Annotated in this window: 18 protein-coding genes; 11 read left to right on the top strand and 7 right to left on the bottom strand. The window is 64.8% G+C overall.

All coding sequences use genetic code 11. From position 1 onward, the window contains the following. Nucleotides 1-11: 11 nt before the first annotated feature. Complete coding sequence (gene arcD, locus ABZO33_RS18600; protein ID WP_414537198.1) at nucleotides 12-1,439, bottom strand: arginine-ornithine antiporter; 1,428 nt, start codon at nucleotides 1,437-1,439, stop codon at nucleotides 12-14. 425 nt (nucleotides 1,440-1,864) lie between these two features. Between arcD (ABZO33_RS18600) and arcD (ABZO33_RS18605) the strand changes: the two genes are divergently transcribed. Continuing rightward, the gene (gene arcD / locus ABZO33_RS18605) at nucleotides 1,865-3,292 is read left to right on the top strand and encodes an arginine-ornithine antiporter (RefSeq protein ID WP_414537199.1); all 1,428 of its coding nucleotides are present in this window, start codon (nucleotides 1,865-1,867) and stop codon (nucleotides 3,290-3,292) included. Nucleotides 3,293-3,305: 13 nt separating this feature from the next. On the opposite strand, the gene ABZO33_RS18610 is transcribed toward arcD (ABZO33_RS18605), so the two are convergent. The 6 genes from ABZO33_RS18610 to gap form a co-directional block, all read right to left on the bottom strand. Further along, nucleotides 3,306-3,722, bottom strand: a complete 417-nt coding sequence (locus ABZO33_RS18610) for a YbaN family protein (protein WP_414537200.1) — start codon at nucleotides 3,720-3,722, stop codon at nucleotides 3,306-3,308. Nucleotides 3,723-3,771: 49 nt separating this feature from the next. Then, entirely contained in the window at nucleotides 3,772-4,377 is a 606-nt protein-coding gene (locus ABZO33_RS18615; protein ID WP_414537201.1) for a biliverdin-producing heme oxygenase, read from the bottom strand. 127 nt (nucleotides 4,378-4,504) lie between these two features. After that, on the bottom strand, nucleotides 4,505-7,093 hold the full coding sequence (locus ABZO33_RS18620; protein ID WP_414537202.1) for a TonB-dependent receptor: 2,589 nt from the start codon (nucleotides 7,091-7,093) through the stop codon (nucleotides 4,505-4,507). A 125-nt stretch (nucleotides 7,094-7,218) separates the two neighbouring features. After that, the gene (locus ABZO33_RS18625; RefSeq protein WP_414537203.1) at nucleotides 7,219-8,181 is read right to left on the bottom strand and encodes a FecR family protein; all 963 of its coding nucleotides are present in this window, start codon (nucleotides 8,179-8,181) and stop codon (nucleotides 7,219-7,221) included. A 93-nt stretch (nucleotides 8,182-8,274) separates the two neighbouring features. After that, nucleotides 8,275-8,787: an RNA polymerase sigma factor gene (locus ABZO33_RS18630; protein WP_414537204.1), complete on the bottom strand. Its 513-nt coding sequence runs from the start codon at nucleotides 8,785-8,787 to the stop codon at nucleotides 8,275-8,277. A gap of 142 nt (nucleotides 8,788-8,929) precedes the next feature. After that, the gene (gene gap / locus ABZO33_RS18635) at nucleotides 8,930-9,931 is read right to left on the bottom strand and encodes a type I glyceraldehyde-3-phosphate dehydrogenase (protein ID WP_414537205.1); all 1,002 of its coding nucleotides are present in this window, start codon (nucleotides 9,929-9,931) and stop codon (nucleotides 8,930-8,932) included. 266 nt (nucleotides 9,932-10,197) lie between these two features. On the opposite strand from gap, the gene edd reads away from it, so the two are divergent. The 10 genes from edd (at nucleotide 10,198) to ABZO33_RS18685 (ending at nucleotide 22,331) form a co-directional block, all read left to right on the top strand. Continuing rightward, nucleotides 10,198-12,024, top strand: coding sequence for a phosphogluconate dehydratase (gene edd / locus ABZO33_RS18640; protein ID WP_414537206.1), 1,827 nt, complete (start codon nucleotides 10,198-10,200; stop codon nucleotides 12,022-12,024). Then, on the top strand, nucleotides 12,021-12,977 hold the full coding sequence (locus ABZO33_RS18645; protein ID WP_414537207.1) for a glucokinase: 957 nt from the start codon (nucleotides 12,021-12,023) through the stop codon (nucleotides 12,975-12,977). The genes edd and ABZO33_RS18645 overlap by 4 nt, the downstream gene beginning before the upstream one ends. 111 nt (nucleotides 12,978-13,088) lie before the next feature. Next, complete coding sequence (locus ABZO33_RS18650) at nucleotides 13,089-13,784, top strand: response regulator (RefSeq protein ID WP_414537357.1); 696 nt, start codon at nucleotides 13,089-13,091, stop codon at nucleotides 13,782-13,784. Then, nucleotides 13,768-15,222 (top strand): ATP-binding protein, encoded by a 1,455-nt coding sequence (locus tag ABZO33_RS18655; protein ID WP_414537208.1) that lies wholly within the window; start codon nucleotides 13,768-13,770, stop codon nucleotides 15,220-15,222. The genes ABZO33_RS18650 and ABZO33_RS18655 overlap by 17 nt, the downstream gene beginning before the upstream one ends. 114 nt (nucleotides 15,223-15,336) lie before the next feature. Continuing rightward, the gene (locus tag ABZO33_RS18660) at nucleotides 15,337-16,554 is read left to right on the top strand and encodes an AGE family epimerase/isomerase (protein ID WP_414537209.1); all 1,218 of its coding nucleotides are present in this window, start codon (nucleotides 15,337-15,339) and stop codon (nucleotides 16,552-16,554) included. A gap of 115 nt (nucleotides 16,555-16,669) precedes the next feature. Then, a complete protein-coding gene (locus ABZO33_RS18665; RefSeq protein ID WP_414537210.1) occupies nucleotides 16,670-17,956 on the top strand; it encodes an ABC transporter substrate-binding protein in 1,287 nt (428 codons plus the stop codon). A gap of 94 nt (nucleotides 17,957-18,050) precedes the next feature. Further along, complete coding sequence (locus ABZO33_RS18670; protein ID WP_023630395.1) at nucleotides 18,051-18,959, top strand: carbohydrate ABC transporter permease; 909 nt, start codon at nucleotides 18,051-18,053, stop codon at nucleotides 18,957-18,959. Continuing rightward, nucleotides 18,952-19,797, top strand: coding sequence for a carbohydrate ABC transporter permease (locus ABZO33_RS18675; RefSeq protein ID WP_414537211.1), 846 nt, complete (start codon nucleotides 18,952-18,954; stop codon nucleotides 19,795-19,797). Before ABZO33_RS18670 ends, ABZO33_RS18675 begins: the two co-directional genes overlap by 8 nt. Before the next feature lie 3 nt (nucleotides 19,798-19,800). Beyond that, nucleotides 19,801-20,949 (top strand): ABC transporter ATP-binding protein, encoded by a 1,149-nt coding sequence (locus ABZO33_RS18680; RefSeq protein WP_414537212.1) that lies wholly within the window; start codon nucleotides 19,801-19,803, stop codon nucleotides 20,947-20,949. Between the two features lie 38 nt (nucleotides 20,950-20,987). Continuing rightward, the gene (locus ABZO33_RS18685) at nucleotides 20,988-22,331 is read left to right on the top strand and encodes a carbohydrate porin (RefSeq protein ID WP_414537213.1); all 1,344 of its coding nucleotides are present in this window, start codon (nucleotides 20,988-20,990) and stop codon (nucleotides 22,329-22,331) included. Nucleotides 22,332-22,344 lie beyond the last annotated feature (13 nt).

The following is a 22,344-nucleotide window of genomic DNA, read 5'->3' on the forward strand; positions in this document are numbered from 1 at the left end:
AGTCGTGGGGTTCAGAGAGTCAGGAAGCCGTCGTAGAGCCCGTAGGCCGCCACCAGGGCGCCCACCACCACGGCGGCGAAGATCAGTTTCTCGACGCTGGTGAAGATCGGTTGGCCGACCTCGCGCTTGGCCTTGGCGAACAGGATTGCGCCAGGGGCATAGAGCAGGGCCGAGAGCAGCAGGTATTTCACACCGCCGGCGTAGAGCAGCCAGATGGCATACAGCAGGGCGATGCCGCCGATGATCAGGTCTTTCTTGCGCTCGGCCAGGGCCTGTTCGTAGGTCTCGTTGCGCCAGGCCAGCAGGAAGGCGTAGGCCGCCGACCAGAGGTAGGGCACCAGGATCATCGAGGTGGCGAGGTAGATCAGCGACAGGTAGGTGCTGTTGGAGAACAGGGTGATGACCAGGAAGATCTGCACCATGGCGTTGGTCAGCCACAGGGCGTTGGCCGGCACATGGTTGGCGTTCTCGCGGCGCAGGAACTCCGGCATGGTGTGGTCCTTGGCCGCGGCGAACATGATCTCGGCGCACAGCAGCACCCACGACAGCAGGGCGCCCAGCAGCGAGATGATCAGGCCGACGCTGATCAGCACCGCGCCCCAGTGGCCCACCACGTGTTCAAGCACGGCGGCCATCGATGGGTTCTGCAGCTTGGCCAGTTCCGGCTGGGTCATCACGCCCAGCGACAGCACGTTGACCAGCACCAGGAACAGCAGCACGGTGACGAAGCCGATGACCGTGGCCTTGCCCACATCGGAGCGTTTTTCCGCACGGGAAGAGAAGATGCTCGCGCCCTCGATGCCGATGAACACCCACACGGTGACCAGCATCATGTTGCGCACCTGGTCCATCACGCCGCCCAGCTCCGGCGTGCCGAGCGCCCAGATGTCGGCGGTGAACACATCAAGCTTGAAGGCGAACAGGCAGATCAGCGCGAACAGCGCCAGCGGCACGACCTTGGCCACGGTGGTGACCAGGTTGATGAACGCCGCTTCCTTGATGCCACGCAGCACCAGGAAGTGCACGGCCCACAGCAGCACCGAGGCGCCGATCACCGCTGCCGGGGTGTTGCCCTCGCCGAACACGGGGAAGAAGTACCCCAAGGTACTGAACAACAGCACGAAATAACCGACGTTGCCCAGCCAGGCACTGATCCAGTAGCCCCAGGCTGAAGAGAAGCCCATGTAGTCGCCGAACCCGGCCTTGGCGTAGGCGTACACGCCGCCGTCCAGATCGGGTTTGCGGTTGGCCAGGGTCTGGAACACGAAGGCGAGGGTGAGCATGCCCACCGCAGTGATGGCCCAGCCGATCAGCACGGCGCCGACGCCTGCGCTGGCGGCCATGTTTTGTGGCAACGAGAAGATCCCGCCGCCGATCATCGAGCCGACGACAAGTGCAACAAGCGCACCCAGTTTTAGTTTTCCGGGAGAATCAGACATTTAACGACTCCGTACCAGGAGAAAGTTGACCTCAGAATAAATCTGACGCCTGGATCATTCGCTGACTTAGATCAGTTCATGCCAGCATGAAGGTAAGAAAAATCCTTCATGCGCCTCCTGGAGGATGCCGACAGCTTTGCCGCAGGCCTTGTGCGCTGGCACCTCCATGTCCTTCTAGAGCAAACGCTCCGTTTCGCCTGCGAAATGAGAAGTTAGTCTCTTTTAGGGTTTTCGCAAATTTTTCACGGTAAATAGCGACGGGTTTAGGTGAGTAGCGAGATACTTCGCAACTGTCGTTTTTAACAGTGACCGTCTATAGACATTCCGGTTATGAGTGCTATAGGTTTAATGGCTCGATCCAATAAAAAACTTGTAACATTTATGTTGGTTAATACGTTTACGCGCACGCGCGCACGAGGAGCCCCATGAGCGAACCGGGACAGAAGCTGCGCCTTGGCGCGCTGATCGCGCTGGTGGTCGGATCGATGATTGGCGGCGGGATCTTCTCGTTGCCGCAGAACATGGCGGCCCGCGCCGACGTCGGTGCGGTGCTGATCGGCTGGGGCATCACCGCAGTGGGCATGCTGGCGCTGGCCTTCGTGTTCCAGAGCCTGGCCAACCGCAAGCCCGAGCTGGACTCAGGCGTGTATGCCTACGCCAAGGCTGGGTTCGGCGACTACATGGGCTTTTCCTCGGCCTGGGGCTACTGGATCAGTGCCTGGCTGGGCAACGTCGGTTATTTCGTGCTGCTGTTCAGCACCTTGGGCTTCTACTTCCCGGTGTTCGGCCAGGGCAACACCCCGGTGGCCATCGGTTGTGCCTCCTTGCTGCTGTGGGCCGTGCACTTCCTGGTGTTGCGCGGCATCAAGGAGGCGGCGTTCATCAACCAGGTGACCACCGTGGCCAAGGTGGTGCCGTTGTTGATCTTCATCGTCATTGCCGCCGTTGCCTTCCGTGCCGATATCTTCACCCGGGACATCTGGGGCTTGAGCAACCCGCAGTTCGGCAGCGTGATGGACCAGGTGCGCAACATGATGCTGGTCACCGTGTTCGTGTTCATCGGCATCGAGGGGGCGAGTGTCTATTCGGGGCGCGCGCTGCACCGTTCGGATGTGGGCAAGGCGACGGTGATCGGATTTCTCGGCGTGCTGGCGCTGCTGGTGCTGGTCAACGTGCTGTCGCTGGGGGTGATGACCCAGCCGGAGCTGGCCGGGTTGCAGAATCCGTCGCTGGCCTCGGTGCTGGAGCATATCGTCGGGCCCTGGGGCGCGTTGCTGATCAGTATCGGCCTGGCGGTGTCGCTACTGGGGGCATTGCTGTCGTGGGCGCTGCTGTGTGCCGAGATTCTGTTCGCCACGGCCCGTGACAAGACCATGCCGCAGTTCCTGGCACAGGAAAACGCCAACCATGTGCCGGCCAACGCGCTGTGGCTGACCAATGTGATGATCCAGGGTTTCCTGCTGATCACCCTGTTCTCGGCCGGGACCTACACCAGCCTGATCTACCTGGCCTCGTCGATGATCCTGGTGCCATACTTCTGGTCGGCGGCCTATGCGGTGTTGTTGACCGTACGTGGCGAGAGCTACCAGGGGCAGGCGGGGCTGCGGCGCAAGGACCTGCTGGTGGCGCTGATTGCGCTGTTGTACGCGGTGTGGCTGCTGTATGCCGGCGGGCTCAAGTACGTGTTGCTGTCGGCGCTGCTGTATGCGCCGGGGGTGATCCTGTTCGCCCAGGCCAAGCGCGAGCAGGGTCAGGTGCTGTTCACCCGTTGGGAGAAGCTGATCTTCGCGGCGGTGCTGGCGGGGGCGGGGCTGGCGGCGTATGCCCTGTATTCGGGCTTGTTGAGCCTTTAGCAGAGTGCTGTGTTCAAGCCTGGGTTCGAGAGACCGAGCCCGCCGGGGTCGGGCGCTCGGGGCGTGACCAGATCCACAGGTTGCCCAGGGCCATGCCGGTGATGGCGAGAAACACCGGCCAGTGGTGTTCGAGGACGGTCAGCATCAGCCCGGCGCAGAGCAGCATGCTGATCGTTGCGCTGACCTTGGCGCGGCGCTGGATCACCTTGCCGTTGCGCCAGTTGTAGAGGATCGGCCCGAACAACCGGTGGTTCTCCAGCCACGCGGACAGGCGTGGCGAGCTGCGGGTGGCGGCCCAGGCGGCGAGGAGGATGAACTCGGTGGTCGGCAGCCCGGGGATGACGATGGCGACCAGGCCGATCCCCAAGCTCACATAGGCCAGGATCGCATACAGCAGGCGGGATACTTTGGAGCGGGCGATTCGGGTCATGGTCTCACTGCAACGGTGCGGCCGCCCGCAGGCGGCCGGGTAAAGCGTGTCAGGCCAGCGCCGCGTCGGCGGCATAGGCATGCTTGAGCAGCTCGGTGAAGCGCTCGAAGGCAGCGACCGCGCCACGTTCGGCGGCGGCGTCTTCCTCGGGCGACAGTTCCAGGCTGTCGAGGATGCGGGTGAACTGCTTCCAGCCTTCGGCACGGCCGCCGGCCGGTTCGCCCAGGTGACGGGCACCAAAGGTTTCGGACAGCTCCAGGGCTACGGCACGCTTGATCAGGAACGCGGCGCCCAGTTTGGAGCCTTCGGAGACGAAGATCCAGCCCAGGGCCTCGCCCAGGCTTGGCTTGCCCAGGGCGCCGGCGAAGGGCGCGGGGACATCGGTGTCGAGGTCGGCCAGGTCCAGGCGGGCCTGCTCGGCACGGCAGCGCTCGGCCAGGTCCGGGACGATGGCGATCAGTTGCGGGTCGGTGTACAGCGCCTGCAGCTCGGACTGGAACAGGTACTGGGCGACCACGAAACGGGCGAAGCTTTCGCGGCTGTCGAACGGCTTGTGCGACTTGACCAGGGCGTCCAGCTCGGTATGCGGGGCGTGGGTGACCTGGTTCAGGCGTTGGGAGCGCAGAGCGGCGCGTTCGGTGGAAGGGGCGGTCATGGGGGCATCCTTGGAAAATGGGGCTGTCTAGTGACAAGACGAAAGAGAAGACGCGGAACAGTAAAAAAACCTCACCTGCGAAGTGAAATCATTCTCACGGGGCGCAACGCATCGCGGGGCCAGCCCGTCAGATGTCCCACACCAGGTTGATGGCGAAGTTGCGGCCCGGGGCGGTCAGGCGATCGAGGTTGGCCGGCTGGGTCACTCCCGCTTCGCCAAGCGCGTCGTAGCCACGTACGTCATCCCACTGCCAGTACTTCTTGTCGGTCAGGTTGTAGAGGCCTGCGTTGACGGTGATGTCGTCCGTCACCTTGTAGTATCCGGTCAGGTCCAGCACGCCGTAGCCAGGCGTGCGGAACTGTTTGCTGGCGCCATCGGGGGCGAAGAAGGTGGAATCGTCAACCCGGTCCTTGCGCTTGACCAGTGTCCAGCTCAGCAGGCCCCCATAGTTCTGTTGCTCGTAGCCCAGGCCGAGGACTGCGGTCAGCGGGTTGACGCTGTTCAGCGGCTGACCATTATCGTCGTTGCGACCACGCGCGTAGGCCACGGAGCCTTGGGTATACAGGCCCGGTGCGGCACCCAAGTGGTCGAGGTTCAGGCGGCCCTTGAACTCTGCGCCCTTGATAGTGGCGTGCTTGATGTTGTTGGCCTGGAAGGTCGAGCCGAGGTTGGCCGACTGCACGGCGTCTTCATTGATGAAGTCGCGATACTTGTTGTAGAACACCGCCACATCGAAGTTGCCGGCCTCGAAGTTGCCGCGCAGGCCGGTTTCGTAGCTTTTGCTCTTCTCCGGCTCGAGGTCCGGGTTGGGCTTGACACTGTAGCCCAGGGTCGGGTTGTCGAAGCGGCCGAACATGGCCTTGGCGGTCGGGGTGCGGAAGCCTTCGGCGTACTGGCCGTACCAGGTGTAGTTGTCGTTGAAGGCATAGGTCACGCCGAACTTTGGCGAAACGCGGTGCCACTTCTTGTCGGCGTCGTCGATGGCCCCTGGTGCCGCCCCACTGCCTTGCACCCCACGCAGGAATTCGCTGGTCATCTTCGGTTCCATGCGGGTGTAGTCGTACCGCGCACCCGGCAGGAAGGTCCAGTTGTTCCAGCGGATTTCGTCCTGGGCGAACAGGCTGTAGGTGTTAACCGTCGGGTCGGGGAAGTCGCTGACCCGTACCTGGCCGTCGCCGGGGCTGTTCTGGCCGATCGCCGTACAGCTGCCGCCGACGTTGAGGCAGGTGCCGGTACCACTGCGTGAACCGGTGATCTTTTCATGCTTGAGCGTCGTGCCGTAGGTCAGCAGGTGGTCGGTGGCTCCCACGCTGAAAGCCTTGTCCAGCTGGGCGTCGAATACCCACTGGCGGTCCTTGTAGGTGGTCTGGCGATCGCGAAACACCTGGCGGCCACTGGCGAAATAGAGCTCGTCGGTGCGTTGGTCGGTCTTGGCGATCTGGTAGTTCAGGCTCCATTTCACGTGGTCGGCGACCAGGCTTTCGAGGCCGAATTCATGGTTGATGCCAAAGCGCTCGCGGGTAACGGTGTCGTCGCCCTGGCGCATCCGATACATGTTCGAGGCACCGCGTCCCGGAATGAAGGGGCCCCCGACAGCGCTGAGGATGTTCTGGTCGCGGTCGTCCTTGTAGTGCTCGTAGGTGAATCCGAAGCGGGCATCGTCGGCGTAGTTCCAGCCAAGCTTGGCCAGGACGTTGGTGGTGCGCACGTCCTCCGGGTTGGCCTTGCTGCGGTTCAGGCCAGTGCCGCCGTGTTCGCCATACGATTCGGTTTCATGACCGTTGCGTTGGCTCAGGTGCAGCAGGCCATCGAAATCGCCCTGGCGACCGGCGACGGTGGCCGAGTTCAGCCAGCTTTCATCGGCTGAGCTGTAGCCGGTCTTCAGACGGGCGCCGACATCCTTGCCTGGCTTGATGATGTCCTCGGGATCGAGGGTGTAGTAACTCACCGCGCCGCCGATGGCATTACTGCCATACAGCACCGAGGCCGGGCCGCGGAGGATCTCGACGCGCTTGACGATTTCCGGGTCGACATAGTTGCGCTGGGTCTGGGCGTAGGGGCCATAGAAGAAACTGTCGGGGATCGACACGCCGTCGACCTGGGTCAGGATACGTTCACCGTCGATGCCGCGAATGTTGTAACCATTCAGGCCGCTGCGCTGACCGACGCCACCGACGGAAACACCCGGCTCATAGCGCACCAGCTCCTTGATGTCGTTGACGTTCTGCCGGTCCAGCTGCTCGCGGGTCTGCACGCTCACGGTGCTCGGCACCTGGCTGACGTCCTGGGCGCTGCGGGTGGCGCTGACGGTCACCTGCTGCAGGGCGATGGTGTTGCCGGCGGCCTGGCGTTCGAGCACCACGTTGCCGTTGCCGATCTTGCGGTAGCCCAGGCCGGTGCCGCGCAGCAGGCGTTGCAGCGCCGCTTCCGGGGCCAGCGAGCCCTGTACGCCCGGCGAGGCCACGCCGTCGGCCAGCTCGGCGCTGAAGCCGACCTGCCAGCCGGTGACCTGGCTGAAGGCATTGATGGCCTCGACCAGCGGTTGCTGGGCAATGGCGAAGCGGTAGTCGCCCATGCGCGGGCTGCTCGCCTGGGTCGGCTCCACGGCCAGCGCGGGCAGGCTGCAGGCGCCGCTGGCGAGCAGGGCCAAGGTCAACAGGGACAATTGCCCGCAGCGGCGGGAAGAAGAGGACGGGCGGGTTTGACCTGTGGGCATCGAAAGCGCTCCCTGTCGCGCGTAAGTCATAGGCAGTGTTTGTTCTCGTTTTCGAACGAGAATCAATCGTATTGGCTATAACGAGACGGGCGAGGTAGGGCGATCGCGTAAAAAAACTTGCCGGGTCAGTTCAAAATGACCACGGCAGGGTATTCGTGCAGTTGCGCCGAGGTGATATGGGCGAGCGCGCGCAGGGTTTCCAGCGGCTGGTCGAGGCGATAGTTACCAGTGACCGCGACCTGCTCCAGGTGCGCGTTGCGGTTGATGATCCAGCCCGGGTAGTAGCGGCGGACCTCCGCGAGTACCTGGCTCAGCGGGCAGTTCTCGAACACCAGGCGGCCTTCGATCCAGGCCAGGTCCTTGCTCATGTCGGAGCGCTGACGCTGGCCGAAGCCCTTGGGGCCGACGCTGATGCTGTCGCCGGCGCTCAGGCGGATGCGCTGGTCGCTCGCGGCCTGCAGGTCGACATCGCCGCGTTGCACCCGCACCTGGGCCTCGCCATCGAGGTAGCGCACGGCGAAGTCGGTGTCGCGCACGCTGGCGCGCAACGGGCCGGCTTGGACCTCCAGCGGCGGCTGGCTGGCGTTGGACACCTGGAAGTACGCCTCGCCCTGCAGCAGGCGGGCAACCTTGCGGCCTTCGCGCTCGTCGCTGGCAAAGGCCGAATTGGTGTTGAGCAGCACTTTGGCGCCGTGGTCCAGCTCCAGGCGCTGGCGCTCGCCGACCACAGTCAGGTGGTCGGCCTGCAGGCGCACCGGAAGGTTGCCGAAGGTGAACAGCCCGACCAGCAGCACCGCAGCGGTAGTCAGCGGCTTCCAGTGGCTGCGCAGGCGCCCGCCAACCGAGCGTTTGCGCCTGTGCTGCAGTTGCCCGGCCACCTGGCGCAGCGCTGCGCCGTTCCACATCGCCTCGGCTTCGACATAGGCCTCGGCGTTTTCCGGCTCGGCGCCCAGCCAGTGCTCGAAAGCGCGGGTGTCGTCTTCGCTGGCGCATTGCAGGCGGATCAACCAGTCCAGTGCCTCTTCGCGGGCACGGGCGCGGGCATCAGGCTCGGCAGGTGTCGGGCGAGGGGTGGGGTGGTCGGTCACGGGGGATCCTTGCATCGGGCATTTTTTGCGCATGATCAGTGCAGACCTTGTTCATGGCAAGGGCTTTGCGCAGGCCAGCGGCGAGCGGTCGCGTCACTGGTGACGTTCGGCCACGCCCATGCAGATGGCCATGATCAGTTTCAGCTCCTTCTGCACGGTGCTGGCCGAGACGCTCAACTGCTCGGCGATTTCCAGATAGCTGGCGCCGTGCAGGCGGCTGAGGATGAAGATGCGTTGCTGGCGTTCGCTCAACTGGCCGAGGCTGACGCTCAGGTGCTTGAGCAGTTGCTCGGCGTGGGCGGCGTCCTCGCTGCTGGCGGCAGGCGCTGCGACGTTATGCAGGACTTGTTCGGGCACGTCGTCCACCAGCGTGCGCGCCTGCACCCGGCGCGTGCGCAGGTGGTCCAGGGCAAGGTTGCGGGCGGTCTGGAACACGAAGGGCTCCAGGTGCTCGATCGGGCGCTCGCCCAGGGCGCGGGTGACCCGCAGGTAGGTTTCCTGCAGCAGGTCCTCGGCGGTGCTGGGGTTGCCCACCATGCGCTGCAGCGTGCGCAGCAAAGTGAGACGCTGGGTGAGGAACACTGAGTTGAACCGGGACTGACTCACGGGGGAACCTGGGCGCTTTGGGGTGAATGATAATGCTTATCATCACTAGCCAAGGTCAAGCATGGAAATGTCATGAATGAGTAAAGCTTGTGGGAGCAGCCCAGCTCCCACAAGAGTTTCCTCTGACGGCCTCGTCCCTGCCTCAGCGCGCGTTGAACAACGCCAGGCAGTTGTCCAGCATGCGGTTGGAGAAGCCCCACTCGTTGTCGTACCACGCCAGCACCTTGAGCATGCGCCCGTTGGCGCGGGTGTGATTGGCGTCGAAGATCGACGACAGCGGGTTGTGGTTGAAGTCGCACGACACCAGCGGCAGGGCGTTGTAGCCCAGCACCCGGGAGTGGCGGCTGGCCTCGAGGAACAGCTGGTTGACTTCCTCGGCGCTGGTTTCGCGCTGCAGGTTGACGGTGAGGTCGACCAGCGACACGTTGATCACCGGCACCCGCACGGCCATGCCGGTGAGCTTGCCGGCCAGTTCCGGCAGTACCAGGCCGACGGCCTCGGCGGCGCCGGTCTTGCTCGGGATCATCGACTGGGTGGCCGAGCGGGCGCGGTACGGATCGCCGTGGTAGACGTCGGTGAGCACCTGGTCGTTGGTGTAGGCGTGGATGGTGGTCATCAGGCCTTGCTCGATGCCGAACTCGCGGTGCAGCACCTGGGCGATCGGCGCCAGGCAGTTGGTGGTGCACGAGGCGTTGGAGATGATCTGGTGCGAGGCGCGCAGCACATCATGGTTGACCCCGTACACCACGGTGGCGTCGACACCCTTGGCCGGGGCGCTGACGATCACCTTGCCGGCCCCGGCGCTCAGGTGCGCGGCGGCCTTGGCGCGTTCGGTGAACAGCCCGGTGCATTCGAACACCACGTCGATGGCCAAGGTCTTCCAGGGCAGTTCGGCAGGGTTGCGGATGGCGCTGACGGCGATGCGGTCGCCATTGACGGTGAGGCTTTCGTGGTCGGCCTCGACAGTGGCGTCGAAGGTGCCGTGGACACTGTCGAACTTGAGCAGGTGGGCGTTCATCGCGCTGTCGCCCAGGTCGTTGATGGCGACGACCTGCAGGTCCTGGCGGTAGCCCTGCGTGTACAGTGCGCGCAGGACGTTGCGTCCGATGCGGCCGAATCCGTTGATGGCGATGCGTAGGGTCATGGTATTACCTCTGGCAGTCGGGTGAAGCCTGTGGCACAAAGGACAGCTTCACTGAAACGGTTTTGTTGTTGGAATTACAAGATTATTCACCGAGAGATAGAAAACAAGCCTTTTTGCTGGCAGTATTTTGTTTAAACATACAACGAGTGGTCGGGTCAGCCCCATTTCGAACGGTCGAGGCACCTTTTCCAAGAGCCTAGGTCGCAATCGTTTGGAGGGGAAATGACCTGTGGAGGCCGCCCTACAGTTAGCCTGGAGTCCAGTACATGCATCCGCGCATCCTTGAGGTCACCGAACGGCTGATCGCCCGCAGCCGCCGTACCCGTGAACGCTACCTTGAGCTGATCCGTGGGGCGGCCAGTGACGGACCCATGCGCGCCCAGTTGCAGTGCGCCAACTTCGCCCATGGCGTGGCCGGCTGCGGTGGGGACGACAAGCAGACCCTGCGGCTGATGAACGCGGCCAACGTGGCTATTGTCTCGGCCTACAACGACATGCTCTCGGCGCACCAGCCGTACCAGCACTTCCCCGAACAGATCAAGCAGGCGCTGCGTGAAGTCGGTTCGGTCGGCCAGTTCGCCGGCGGCGTGCCGGCCATGTGCGACGGCGTCACCCAGGGCGAGCCGGGCATGGAGCTGGCCATCGCCAGCCGCGAGGTGATCGCCATGTCCACCGCCATCGCCTTGTCGCACAACATGTTCGATGCCGCGTTGATGCTGGGCATCTGCGACAAGATCGTCCCCGGGCTGATGATGGGCGCCTTGCGCTTCGGCCACCTGCCGACGATCTTCGTGCCGGGCGGGCCGATGGTCTCGGGCCTGTCCAACAAGGAAAAGGCCGATGTGCGCCAGCGCTACGCCGAGGGCAAGGCCACCCGCGAGCAACTGCTCGAATCGGAAATGAAGAGCTACCACGGCCCTGGCACCTGCACCTTCTACGGCACTGCCAACACCAACCAGCTGGTGATGGAAGTGATGGGCCTGCACCTGCCGGGCGCCTCGTTCGTCAACCCCTACACGCCGCTGCGCGATGCCCTTACCGCCGAGGCCGCGCGCCAGGTCACGCGCATGACCAAGGCCAGTGGCAGCTTCATGCCCATTGGCGAGATCGTCGACGAAAAGGCCCTGGTCAACTCGATCGTCGCCCTGCACGCCACCGGCGGCTCGACCAACCACACCCTGCACATTCCGGCCATCGCTCAGGCCGCCGGCATCCAGCTGACCTGGCAGGACATGGCCGACCTGTCCGAGGTGGTGCCGACGCTGTCCCACGTCTATCCCAACGGTAAGGCCGACATCAACCACTTCCAGGCCTCCGGCGGCATGGCCTTCCTCATTCGCGAGCTGCTCGACGCGGGCCTGCTGCACGAGGACGTCAACACCGTGGCCGGACCTGGCCTGCGCCGCTACACCCAGGAGCCGTTCCTCGAGGATGGCCGGCTGGTCTGGCGCGAGGGGCCGCAGCACAGCCTCGACGAGAGCATCCTGCGCCCGGTGGCGCGGCCGTTCTCCGCCGAGGGCGGTTTGCGGGTGATGGAAGGCAACCTTGGCCGTGGCGTGATGAAAGTTTCTGCCGTGGCGCCGGAGCACCGGGTGGTCGAGGCGCCTGCTCGGGTGTTCCACGACCAGCAGTCGCTGGCCGACGCGTTCAAGGCTGGCGAGCTGGAGCGCGACTTCGTCGCCGTGGTGCGCTTCCAGGGCCCGCGCTGCAACGGCATGCCCGAGCTGCACAAGCTGACCCCCTTCCTTGGCGTGCTGCAGGATCGCGGCTTCAAGGTGGCGCTGGTCACCGACGGGCGCATGTCGGGCGCCTCGGGCAAGATCCCGGCAGCCATCCACGTGTGCCCGGAGGCTTTTGATGGCGGCCCGCTGGCGCGGGTGCGCGATGGTGATATCGTGCGCGTCGATGGTGCCGAAGGCACGCTGCGGATCATGGTCTCGGCCGAGGAACTGGCCGACCGTGAACTGCCTGCGCCACCCAAGGGTAACGACCTGGGTTGCGGGCGTGAGCTGTTCGGTTTCATGCGTGTGGCGTTCAGTTCCGCCGAGCAGGGCGCGAGCGCCTTCACCTCGGCTCTGGAGAACCTCGAATGAAGGCCTTGCTGGTCGGCGACATCGGTGGCACCAACGCGCGTTTCGCCGTGTGGCGCGACAATGAACTGCAGGCGGTCCAGGTGCTGGCCACCGCCGACTACACCAGCCCCGAACAAGCCATCGAGGCCTACCTGGCCGATCAGGGTATCGCCCGTGGCGGCCTGGCGGCGGTGTGCCTGGCGGTGGCAGGCCCCGTGGACGGCGACGAATTCCGCTTTACCAACAACCACTGGCGCCTGAGCCGCAGCGCGTTCTGCCAGACGCTGCAGGTCGAGCGCCTGCTGCTGATCAACGACTTTTCCGCGATGGCGCTGGGCATGACCCGCCTGCGTGCAGGCGAATTTCGTGAAGTCTGCGCAGGCCACGCCGATCCATCGCGCCCGGCGCTGGTGATCGGCCCTGGCACCGGCCTGGGCGTGGGCAGCCTGCTGCGCCACGATGAGCACTGGCTGGCGCTGCCTGGGGAGGGCGGGCATGTCGACCTGCCGGTGGGCAATGCCCGTGAGGCGGCGATTCACCAGGAAATTCACCGGCAGATCGGCCATGTCAGTGCCGAGACCGTGCTCAGTGGCGGTGGGCTGGTGCGCTTGTACCAGGCCATCTGTGCGCTCGATGGTGCTGTGCCTACGCACAAGACGCCGGCGCAGATCACCGACGCGGCGCTGGCCAACGAGCCGCGGGCGCTGGCGGTGGTCGAGCAGTTCTGCCGGTACCTCGGGCGGGTGGCGGGCAACAATGTGCTCACCCTCGGGGCACGGGGTGGCGTCTACATTGTCGGTGGCGTGATTCCACGTTTCGCCGAATTGTTCCTGCGCAGCGGCTTTGCCGCGAGCTTCGCCGACAAGGGCTGCATGAGCGGCTACTTCGCCGGGGTGCCGGTATGGCTGGTGACGGCGGAGTTTTCCGGGTTGCTGGGGGCCGGGGTGGCCTTGCAGCAGTCACTGGATCACTGATCCTCATCGTGGGAGCGGGCTTGCCCCGCGATGAGGCACCAACAGCAGGCGTGAAGACCTGCGTTTACAAGAGGACTGACCATTGTGACCACTGCCGGCAAATCGATCCTGATGGTCGACGACGACCAGGACATCCGCGAACTGCTGCAGACCTACCTCGCCCGCTGCGGCCTGCAGGTGCACGCCGAACCTGACGGCCAGGGCTTTCGCCGCGCCCTGGACGCCAACCCCTACGACCTGGTGATCCTCGACGTGATGCTGCCCGACGAAGACGGCTTCAGCCTGTGTCGCTGGGTTCGCCAGCACCCGCGCCAGGCGCGGGTGCCGATCATCATGCTCACCGCCAGTTCCGACGAAGCCGACCGGGTCATTGGCCTGGAGCTGGGCGCCGACGACTACCTCGGCAAACCCTTCAGCCCGCGAGAGCTGCAGGCGCGGATCAAGGCCTTGTTGCGCCGCGCCGATTTCGGCCAGGCGCCGCCGGCCAGTGCGGTGCTGGCCTTCGATGACTGGCGCCTGGACACGATCAGCCATCGCCTGTTCCACCGCGACGGCGAGGAGGTAATCCTCTCCGGCGCGGACTTCGCCCTGCTCAAGCTGTTCCTCGACAACCCACAGCAGATCCTCGACCGCGACACCATCGGCAACGCCACCCGTGGCCGCGAGCCGATGCCACTGGACCGTATCGTCGACATGGCGGTCAGCCGCCTGCGCCAGCGCCTGCGCGACACGGAAAAGCCACCGCGGCTGATCCGTACCGTGCGTGGCAGCGGCTACCTGCTGGCGGCCAATGTCTGCCCGGCCTGAGGGGCGGCGCTGGCGCCTGCTGCCGCGCTCGCTGCTGGGGCGCATGTTGCTGCTTACTCTGCTGGTGGTATTGCTGGCCCAGAGCCTGTCCAGCGTGATCTGGGTCGCGCAGCTGCGCGCCAGCCAGCTGCAGGGTCTGCGTGCCAGCGCCAGCAGCCTGGCGCATTCGATGAGCGCCAGCGTCAGCTACTTCCGTTCGCTGCCGGTGGCCTACCGACCCATGGTCCTCGACCAGTTGCGCAGCATGGGCGGGACGCGCTTCTTCGTCTCGCTCAACGTCAAGCCGCTGGAGATGCCGGTGCTGCCCGTCACCCCGCGCAAGCAGGCGGTGATCGACGTATTCCAGGAGGTGCTGCACGAGCGCCTTGGCCAGCAGATGGAGATCTCCGTGGAGTTCGTCAGCCCGGACGATCTGCGCATCTTCAACAGCGGCCTGAAACTCGATGAGTTGCCCCGCTCCTGGGCGCACTACTCGTTGACCCTGGAGCCGCTCAATCCGCCGGTGCTGGTGACCCAGATCCGCCTGGGCGAGGGCGAGTGGCTGTACATCGCCTCGTTGCTGCCCGAGCCCTACACCAGCCTCGAGGCCGAGCGCCTGCCGCGCCAGCAGATCGGTTTCATCGCCATGACCACCGCCCTGTTGTTGCTGTTCATTGGCTTGCTGGTGCACTGGCAGAGCCGGCCGCTCAAGCGCCTGGCACGGGCGGCGCGGGAAATGTCGCTGGGCGCCGACGTGGCGCCGGTGGCCGAAGGCGGCGGCAGCGAGGTGGTCGAGGTGGGGCGGGCATTCAACAACATGCGTGAACGGATAAGCCGCTACCTGACCGAGCGTTCCCAGCTGTTCAGCGCCATTTCCCATGACCTGCGCACACCGATCACGCGCCTGCGCCTGCGGGTCGAGCTGCTCGAGGACGAGAAGCTGCAAGCGAAGTTCAGCCGCGACCTCGACGAGCTGGAGCTACTGGTCAAGGGCGCGCTGCAATGCGTCAAGGACACTGACATTCACGAGAACATCGAGCCGATCGACCTCAACCAGGTGCTGGAGATGCTGGCCGAGCCTTATCTCGGCGATGGACGCATCACCGTGGAGGGGCAGGCATTGGCACCGTACCCCGGCAAGTCGCTGGCCTTGCGCCGCTGCATTGGCAACCTGATCGACAACGCCATCAAGTACGGCGAGCGCGCGCAGCTGCGCATCATCGATACCCCCGAGAGTTTCGTGTTGCAGGTGGACGACCAGGGACCGGGGGTGCCGGAGCAGCGTCTGGAGCAGGTGTTCGAGCCGCACTTCCGCCTGGCCGGGCAGCAGCAAGGGTATGGGCTGGGGCTGGGTATCGCGCGCAACATCGCCCACAGCCATGGCGGCGAGGTGAGCCTGTTGAACCTGCGCGAGGGTGGATTGCGGGTGACCTTGTACCTGCCGCGTACAGCCGAATGAGCCTCGCGATAAGGGCTTCGATGTAACGATGCGGTGACAATTGAGCCGGTCTTCGTGACATGCCAGCCAGGACCGCTGGCTAGAATCGGCTGACAACAACAAGGAAGGTGCACCATGGCCATCAGCTGGCTCGACTCCCCGACACACCATGCCTGGCTCGACGCCGAGGCCCTGCGCCTGCTCGCCTTCGCCAAGGCTTCGCGCCTGCCCCAGGGGTTCGGCAACCTCGATGACGAAGGCCGCCTGCCCCGTTGCGCCCTGGCCGAGACCATGAACACCGCGCGCATGACCCACAGCTTTGCCCTGGCGCATATCCAGGGCGTTCCGGGTTGCCGCGAGCTGGTCGAGCATGGCGTCGAAGCCCTGCAAGGCCCGTTGCGTGACCAGGAGCATGACGGTTGGTACGCGCAGCCCGAAGGTCATGGTGACGCTTGCAAGGCCGCCTACCTGCACGCCTTCGTCGCCCTCGCCGCCAGCTCGGCGGTGCTGGCGGGTATCAGTCAGGCATCGGCGTTGCTGGAGGCGGTGACCCAGGTCATCGAACAGCGCTTCTGGTGCGAAGAGGAGGGTGCCTTGCGCGAGTCGTTCTCCCGCGACTGGCGGCAGGCGGAGGCCTACCGGGGCGCCAACAGCAACATGCACGGCGTAGAAGCATTCCTTGCCCTGGCCGACGTGACCGGCGACACGCAGTGGTTGCTGCGCGCCCAACGGATCGTCGAACGCTTGATCCTCACCCGCGCCGCTGCCGACGGTATGCGCGTCACGGAACATTTCGATGCGCAGTGGCAGGCGCTGCCCGACTACAACCGCGAAAACCCCGCCGATGGCTTCCGTCCTTACGGGACCACGCCCGGCCACGCCTTCGAATGGGCGCGCCTGGTGCTGCACCTGGAGGCGGCCCTGCAAAGGGCGCAACTGCCTGCGCCCGAGTCCTTGCTGCCCACCGCCCGGGGCTTGTTCGACAGCGCCTGTCGCCACGCCTGGCAGGCAGATGGCGCGCCGGGGCTGGTCTACACCCTGGACTGGCACAACCGCCCGGTGGTGCGCGAGCGCCTGCACTGGGTGCATGCCGAGGCCAGTGCCACCGCCGCGGCGCTGTTGCGGCGTACCGGTGAAGCCCAGTACGAACACTGGTACCGCTGCTTCTGGGACTTCATCGCCAGCCACTTCATCGACCGCGCCCATGGCAGCTGGCACCACGAACTCGACCCGGCCCTGCTGCCCAGTGCGCGCATCTGGGGCGGCAAGCCCGACCTCTACCACGCCTACCAGGCCCTGCTGTTGCCACGCCTGCCGCTGGCGCCCAGCCTGGCCACGGCCCTGGCTTTGTAACCAGACGATGACATTCGCGCATCCGTTCGTTACCTGACGCCGGGCGCGACCTCCCTACACTCCATGCCATGCAAGCGACAGTCTTGCCTCGCATAACAACAAGAAAGGTATTCCCATGCATCCGATGCTTCGTCTCGCCGCCGCGATCTCCTTCGCTTCCCTGTTCTCCCTCAGCGCCCAGGCCGCCGACTCCAAAGGCAGCGTGGAAGTCGTCCATTGGTGGACCTCCGGCGGCGAAAAGGCCGCGGTCGATGTGCTCAAGGCCCAGGTCGAGAAGGACGGCTTCACCTGGAAGGATGGCGCCGTGGCCGGTGGCGGTGGCGCCACCGCCATGACCGTGCTCAAGAGCCGCGCCGTGGCCGGCAACCCGCCTGGAGTCGCGCAGATCAAGGGCCCGGATATCCAGGATTGGGCATCCACCGGCTTGCTCGACACCGATGTGCTCAAGGACGTGGCCAAGGAAGAAAAATGGGACGGCCTGCTCGACAAGAAGGTCGCCGACACCGTCAAGTACGACGGCGACTACGTGGCCGTGCCGGTGAACATCCACCGTATCAACTGGCTGTGGATCAACCCGCAAGTGTTCAAGAAGGCCGGTATCGACAAGGCCCCGACCACCCTCGATGAATTCTACGCCGCTGCCGACAAGCTCAAGGCCGCCGGTTTCATCCCGCTGGCCCACGGTGGCCAGCCGTGGCAGGACAGCACTGTGTTCGAGAATGTGGTGCTTTCGGTGATGGGCGTCGAGGGCTACAAGAAGGCCCTTGTCGAGCTGGACGAAAAGGCCCTGACCGGCCCGCAGATGGTCAAGGCGCTCACCGAGCTGAAGAAGGTCGCCACCTACATGGACCCGGACGGCAAGGGCCAGGACTGGAACCTTGAAGCGGCCAAGGTCATCAATGGCAAGGCCGGCATGCAGATCATGGGCGACTGGGCCAAGAGCGAATGGMCCCTGGCGAAGAAGACCGCCGGTACGGACTACCAGTGCGTGACCTTCCCCGGCACCGACCAGGCCTTCCTCTACAACATCGACTCGCTGGTGGTGTTCAAGCAGAAGGACAAGGGCACTGCGGCGGGCCAGCAGGACATCGCCCGCAAGGTGCTGGGCGAGGACTTCCAGAAGGTCTTCAGCATCAACAAGGGCTCGATCCCGGTGCGTAACGACATGCTTGCCGACATGGGCAAGTACGGCTTCGACAGCTGCGCCCAGACCGCGGCCAAGGACTTCCTGGCCGATGCCAAGACCGGCGGGCTGCAACCGAGCATGGCGCACAACATGGCCACCACGCTGGCGGTGCAGGGGGCGTTCTTCGATGTGGTGACCAACTACATCAACGATCCGAAGGCCGATCCGGCCGATGCGGCGAAGAAGCTGGCCGCAGCCGTCAACTCCGCCAAGTAATCCTGATCGCGGGGCACGCCCGCTCCCACGATGGATCCACAGTCGGCGTGGGAGCGGGCGTGACCCGCGATTCGGTGCATCGGGAACCCAGATCATGACTACAGCAACCGCCCGCCTGCGGGCCTCACCCCTGGACGCGCTGCAGCGCTGGCTACCGAAACTGGTGCTGGCGCCGAGCATGTTCATCGTCCTGGTGGGCTTCTACGGCTACATCCTGTGGACCTTCGTCCTCTCGTTCACCACCTCGACCTTCCTGCCCACCTACAAGTGGGCGGGCCTGGCGCAGTACGCCCGGCTGTTCGACAACGACCGCTGGTGGGTGGCAAGCAAGAACCTGCTGCTGTTCGGCGGCCTGTTCATCGGCATCACCCTGGCCATCGGCGTGTTCCTTGCCGTGCTGCTCGACCAGCGCATCCGCCGCGAAGGCTTCATCCGCACCATCTACCTGTACCCCATGGCGCTGTCGATGATCGTCACCGGTACCGCCTGGAAGTGGCTGCTCAACCCCGGCATGGGCCTGGACAAGCTGCTGCGCGACTGGGGCTGGGAAGGCTTTCGCCTGGACTGGCTGATCGACCCCGACCGGGTGGTCTATTGCCTGGTGATCGCTGCCGTGTGGCAGGCCTCGGGCTTCATCATGGCGATGTTCCTCGCCGGCCTGCGCGGCGTCGACCAGTCGATCATCCGCGCCGCCCAGCTCGATGGCGCCAGCCTGCCGCGCATCTACTGGACAGTGGTGCTGCCCAGCCTGCGCCCGGTGTTCTTCAGCTCGCTGATGATCCTTGCGCACATCGCCATCAAGAGCTTCGACCTGGTGGCGGCGATGACCGCCGGCGGCCCGGGCTATTCCTCCGACCTGCCGGCGATGTTCATGTACTCGTTCACCTTCAGCCGTGGGCAGATGGGCATGGGCTCGGCCAGTGCCATCCTCATGCTGGGCGCGATCCTGGCGATCATCGTCCCCTACCTGTACTCCGAACTGCGGGGCAAACGCCATGACTAGTCCTGTCGACAAACCCGCGCTGAACCTCAGCCGCATTGCCATCCACGCAGTGCTGCTGCTGGCGGTGCTGCTGTACCTGGTGCCACTGGTGGTCATGCTGCTGACCAGCTTCAAGACCCCCGAGGACATCGGCAGCGGTAACCTGCTTAGCTGGCCGGCAGCGTTCACCGGCATTGGTTGGGCCAAGGCCTGGGCCACGGTCAACGGCTACTTCCTCAACTCGATCCTGATCACCGTGCCGGCGGTGCTGATCTCCACGACCATCGGCGCGCTCAACGGCTACGTGCTGTCGATGTGGCGCTTCCGTGGCTCGCAGCTGTTCTTCGGCCTTTTGCTGTTCGGCTGTTTCCTGCCGTTCCAGACCGTGCTGCTGCCGGCCTCGTTCACCCTCGGCAAGCTGGGCCTGGCCAGCACCACCAGCGGGTTGGTGCTGGTGCATGTGGTGTACGGCCTGGCCTTCACCACATTGTTCTTCCGCAACTACTACGTGAGCATCCCCGAGGCGCTGGTCAAGGCTGCGCGCCTGGACGGCGCCGGGTTCTTCACCATCTTCGGGCGGATCATCCTGCCGATGTCGACGCCGATCATCATGGTCTGCCTGATCTGGCAGTTCACCCAGATCTGGAACGACTTCCTGTTCGGCGTGGTGTTCTCCAGCGGCGACTCGCAACCGATCACCGTGGCCCTGAACAACCTGGTCAACACCAGCACCGGGGCCAAGGAATACAACGTCGACATGGCCGCGGCGATGATCGCCGGGCTGCCGACGCTGCTGGTCTACGTGATTGCGGGCAAGTATTTCGTGCGCGGGCTGACCGCCGGCGCGGTCAAGGGGTAAGTCATGGCAACACTCGAACTTCGCAATGTGCACAAGACCTACGGCGCGGGCCTGCCGGACACGCTCAAGGACATCCAGCTGGCGATCAAGGACGGCGAGTTCCTGATCCTGGTCGGGCCCTCGGGCTGCGGCAAGTCGACGCTGATGAACTGCATCGCCGGCCTGGAAAGCATCAGCGGCGGGGCGATCCTCATCGACGACGAGGATGTCAGCGGCATGAGCCCCAAGGATCGCGACATCGCCATGGTGTTCCAGTCCTACGCGCTGTACCCGACCATGAACGTGCGCGACAACATCGCCTTTGGCCTGAAGATCCGCAAGCTGTCCCAGGCCGCCATCGACGAGGAGGTGGCGCGGGTGGCCAAGCTGCTGCAGATCGAGCACCTGCTGGGGCGCAAGCCCGGGCAGCTGTCCGGCGGCCAGCAGCAGCGCGTGGCCATGGGCCGGGCGCTGGCGCGGCGGCCGAAGATCTACCTGTTCGATGAACCGCTGTCGAACCTCGACGCCAAGCTGCGGGTGGAAATGCGCACCGAGATCAAGCTGATGCACCAGCGCCTGAAAACCACCACGGTGTACGTCACCCACGACCAGATCGAAGCGATGACCCTGGGCGACAAGGTGGCGGTGATGAAGGACGGCATCATCCAGCAGTTCGGCACCCCGCAGCAGATCTACAACGACCCGGCCAACCTGTTCGTCGCCAGCTTCATCGGCTCGCCGCCGATGAACTTCATCCCCGTGCGCCTGATGAAGCAGGACGGGCGGGTGCTGGCGCTGCTCGACAGCGGCCAGGCGCGCTGCGAGCTGCCGCTGGGCGTGGCGGCGGACGAGCTGGAAGGGCGCGAGATCATTCTCGGCGTGCGCCCTGAGCAAATCTCGCTGGGCGCCGCGGAGGGCAACGGCATGCCCGCTATCCGCGCCGAAGTGCAGGTCACCGAGCCCACTGGTCCGGACCTGCTGGTATTCGTCACCCTCAACCAGACCAAGGTCTGCTGCCGCCTGGCGCCGGATGTGGCGTGCCGGGTCGGCGACAGCCTCAACCTGCAGTTCGACCCGGCGCGGGTGCTGCTGTTCGACGCCGGCAGCGGCGAACGCCTCGACCTCGCCGCCACCGCCGTAAAGGACAACGTGACGCGTTTCAAAGGCCGTTAAACCGTTCTGTTAATAACAAGAAAAGAGGACGCAAAGGGATGGAACATCGCAATCGCATCAGAACGCTGGGCTCACTGGCACTGCTGGCCGTGGTTGGCAGCAGCGGGGCCCAGGCCGCCGAGGCTTTCTCGTCGGAATCGAAATGGATGAGCGGCGACTGGGGCGGCACCCGCACCGAGCTGCTGGAGAAGGGCTACGACTTCACCCTCGACTACGTTGGCGAAGTGGCCGGCAACCTGCACGGTGGCTACAACGACGATAAGACCGCGCGCTACAGCGACCAGTTTGCCCTGGGCGCGCACCTGGACCTGGAGAAAATCTTCGGCTGGAAGGATACCGAGTTCAAACTGGCGATCACCGAGCGAAGCGGCCGCAACCTGTCCAACGACCGCATCAGCGACCCGCGCGCCGGGCAGTTCAGCTCGGTGCAGGAAGTCTGGGGCCGGGGTCAGACCTGGCGCCTGACGCAGATGTGGATCAAGCAGAAGTACTTCGACGGCGCGCTGGACGTGAAATTCGGCCGCTTCGGCGAGGGCGAGGACTTCAACAGCTTCCCCTGCGACTTCCAGAACCTGGCGTTCTGCGGCTCGCAGGTGGGCAACTGGGTCGGCGGCATCTGGTACAACTGGCCAGTCAGCCAGTGGGCGCTGCGGGTCAAGTACAACATCACCCCGGAATTCTTCGTCCAGGTCGGCGCCTACGAGCAGAACCCGTCGAACCTGGAGACCGGCAACGGCTTCAAGCTCAGCGGCAGCGGCACCAAGGGCGCGATCCTGCCGGTGGAGGCGGTGTGGTCGCCGAAGGTCAATGGCCTTCCGGGCGAATACCGCCTGGGCTACTACTACAGCACCGCCAAGGCCGACGATGTCTACGACGACATCAACGGCAACCCGCAGGCGCTGACTGGCGCGGCGTTCAAGTCGCACTCCAGCAAGCACGGCTGGTGGGTCGTAGCCCAGCAGCAGGTCACCGCCCATGCCGGCGACGTCAACCGCGGCCTGAGCCTGTTCGCCAACTTCACCGTGCACGACAAGGCCACCAACGTGGTCGACAACTACCAGCAGGTCGGCCTGGTCTACAAGGGCGCCTTCGATGCCCGGCCCAAGGACGACATCGGCTTCGGCATTGCCCGCATCCACGTCAATGACGATGTGAAGAAGCGCGCCGAGCTGCTCAATGCCCAGTCCGGCATCAACGACTACGACAACCCGGGCTTCGCGCCGCTGCAGCGCACCGAGTACAACGCCGAGCTCTACTACGGCTTCCACGTCACCAACTGGCTGACCGTGCGCCCGAACCTGCAGTACATCAAGAGCCCGGGCGGTGTGGACGAAGTGGACAACGCGCTGGTCGCAGGGTTGAAGATTCAGTCGTCATTCTGAGAAAAATTGTTGT

Origin of the sequence: Pseudomonas sp. CAM1A (assembly GCF_047501685.1) — a bacterium.
Lineage (GTDB): Bacteria > Pseudomonadota > Gammaproteobacteria > Pseudomonadales > Pseudomonadaceae > Aquipseudomonas.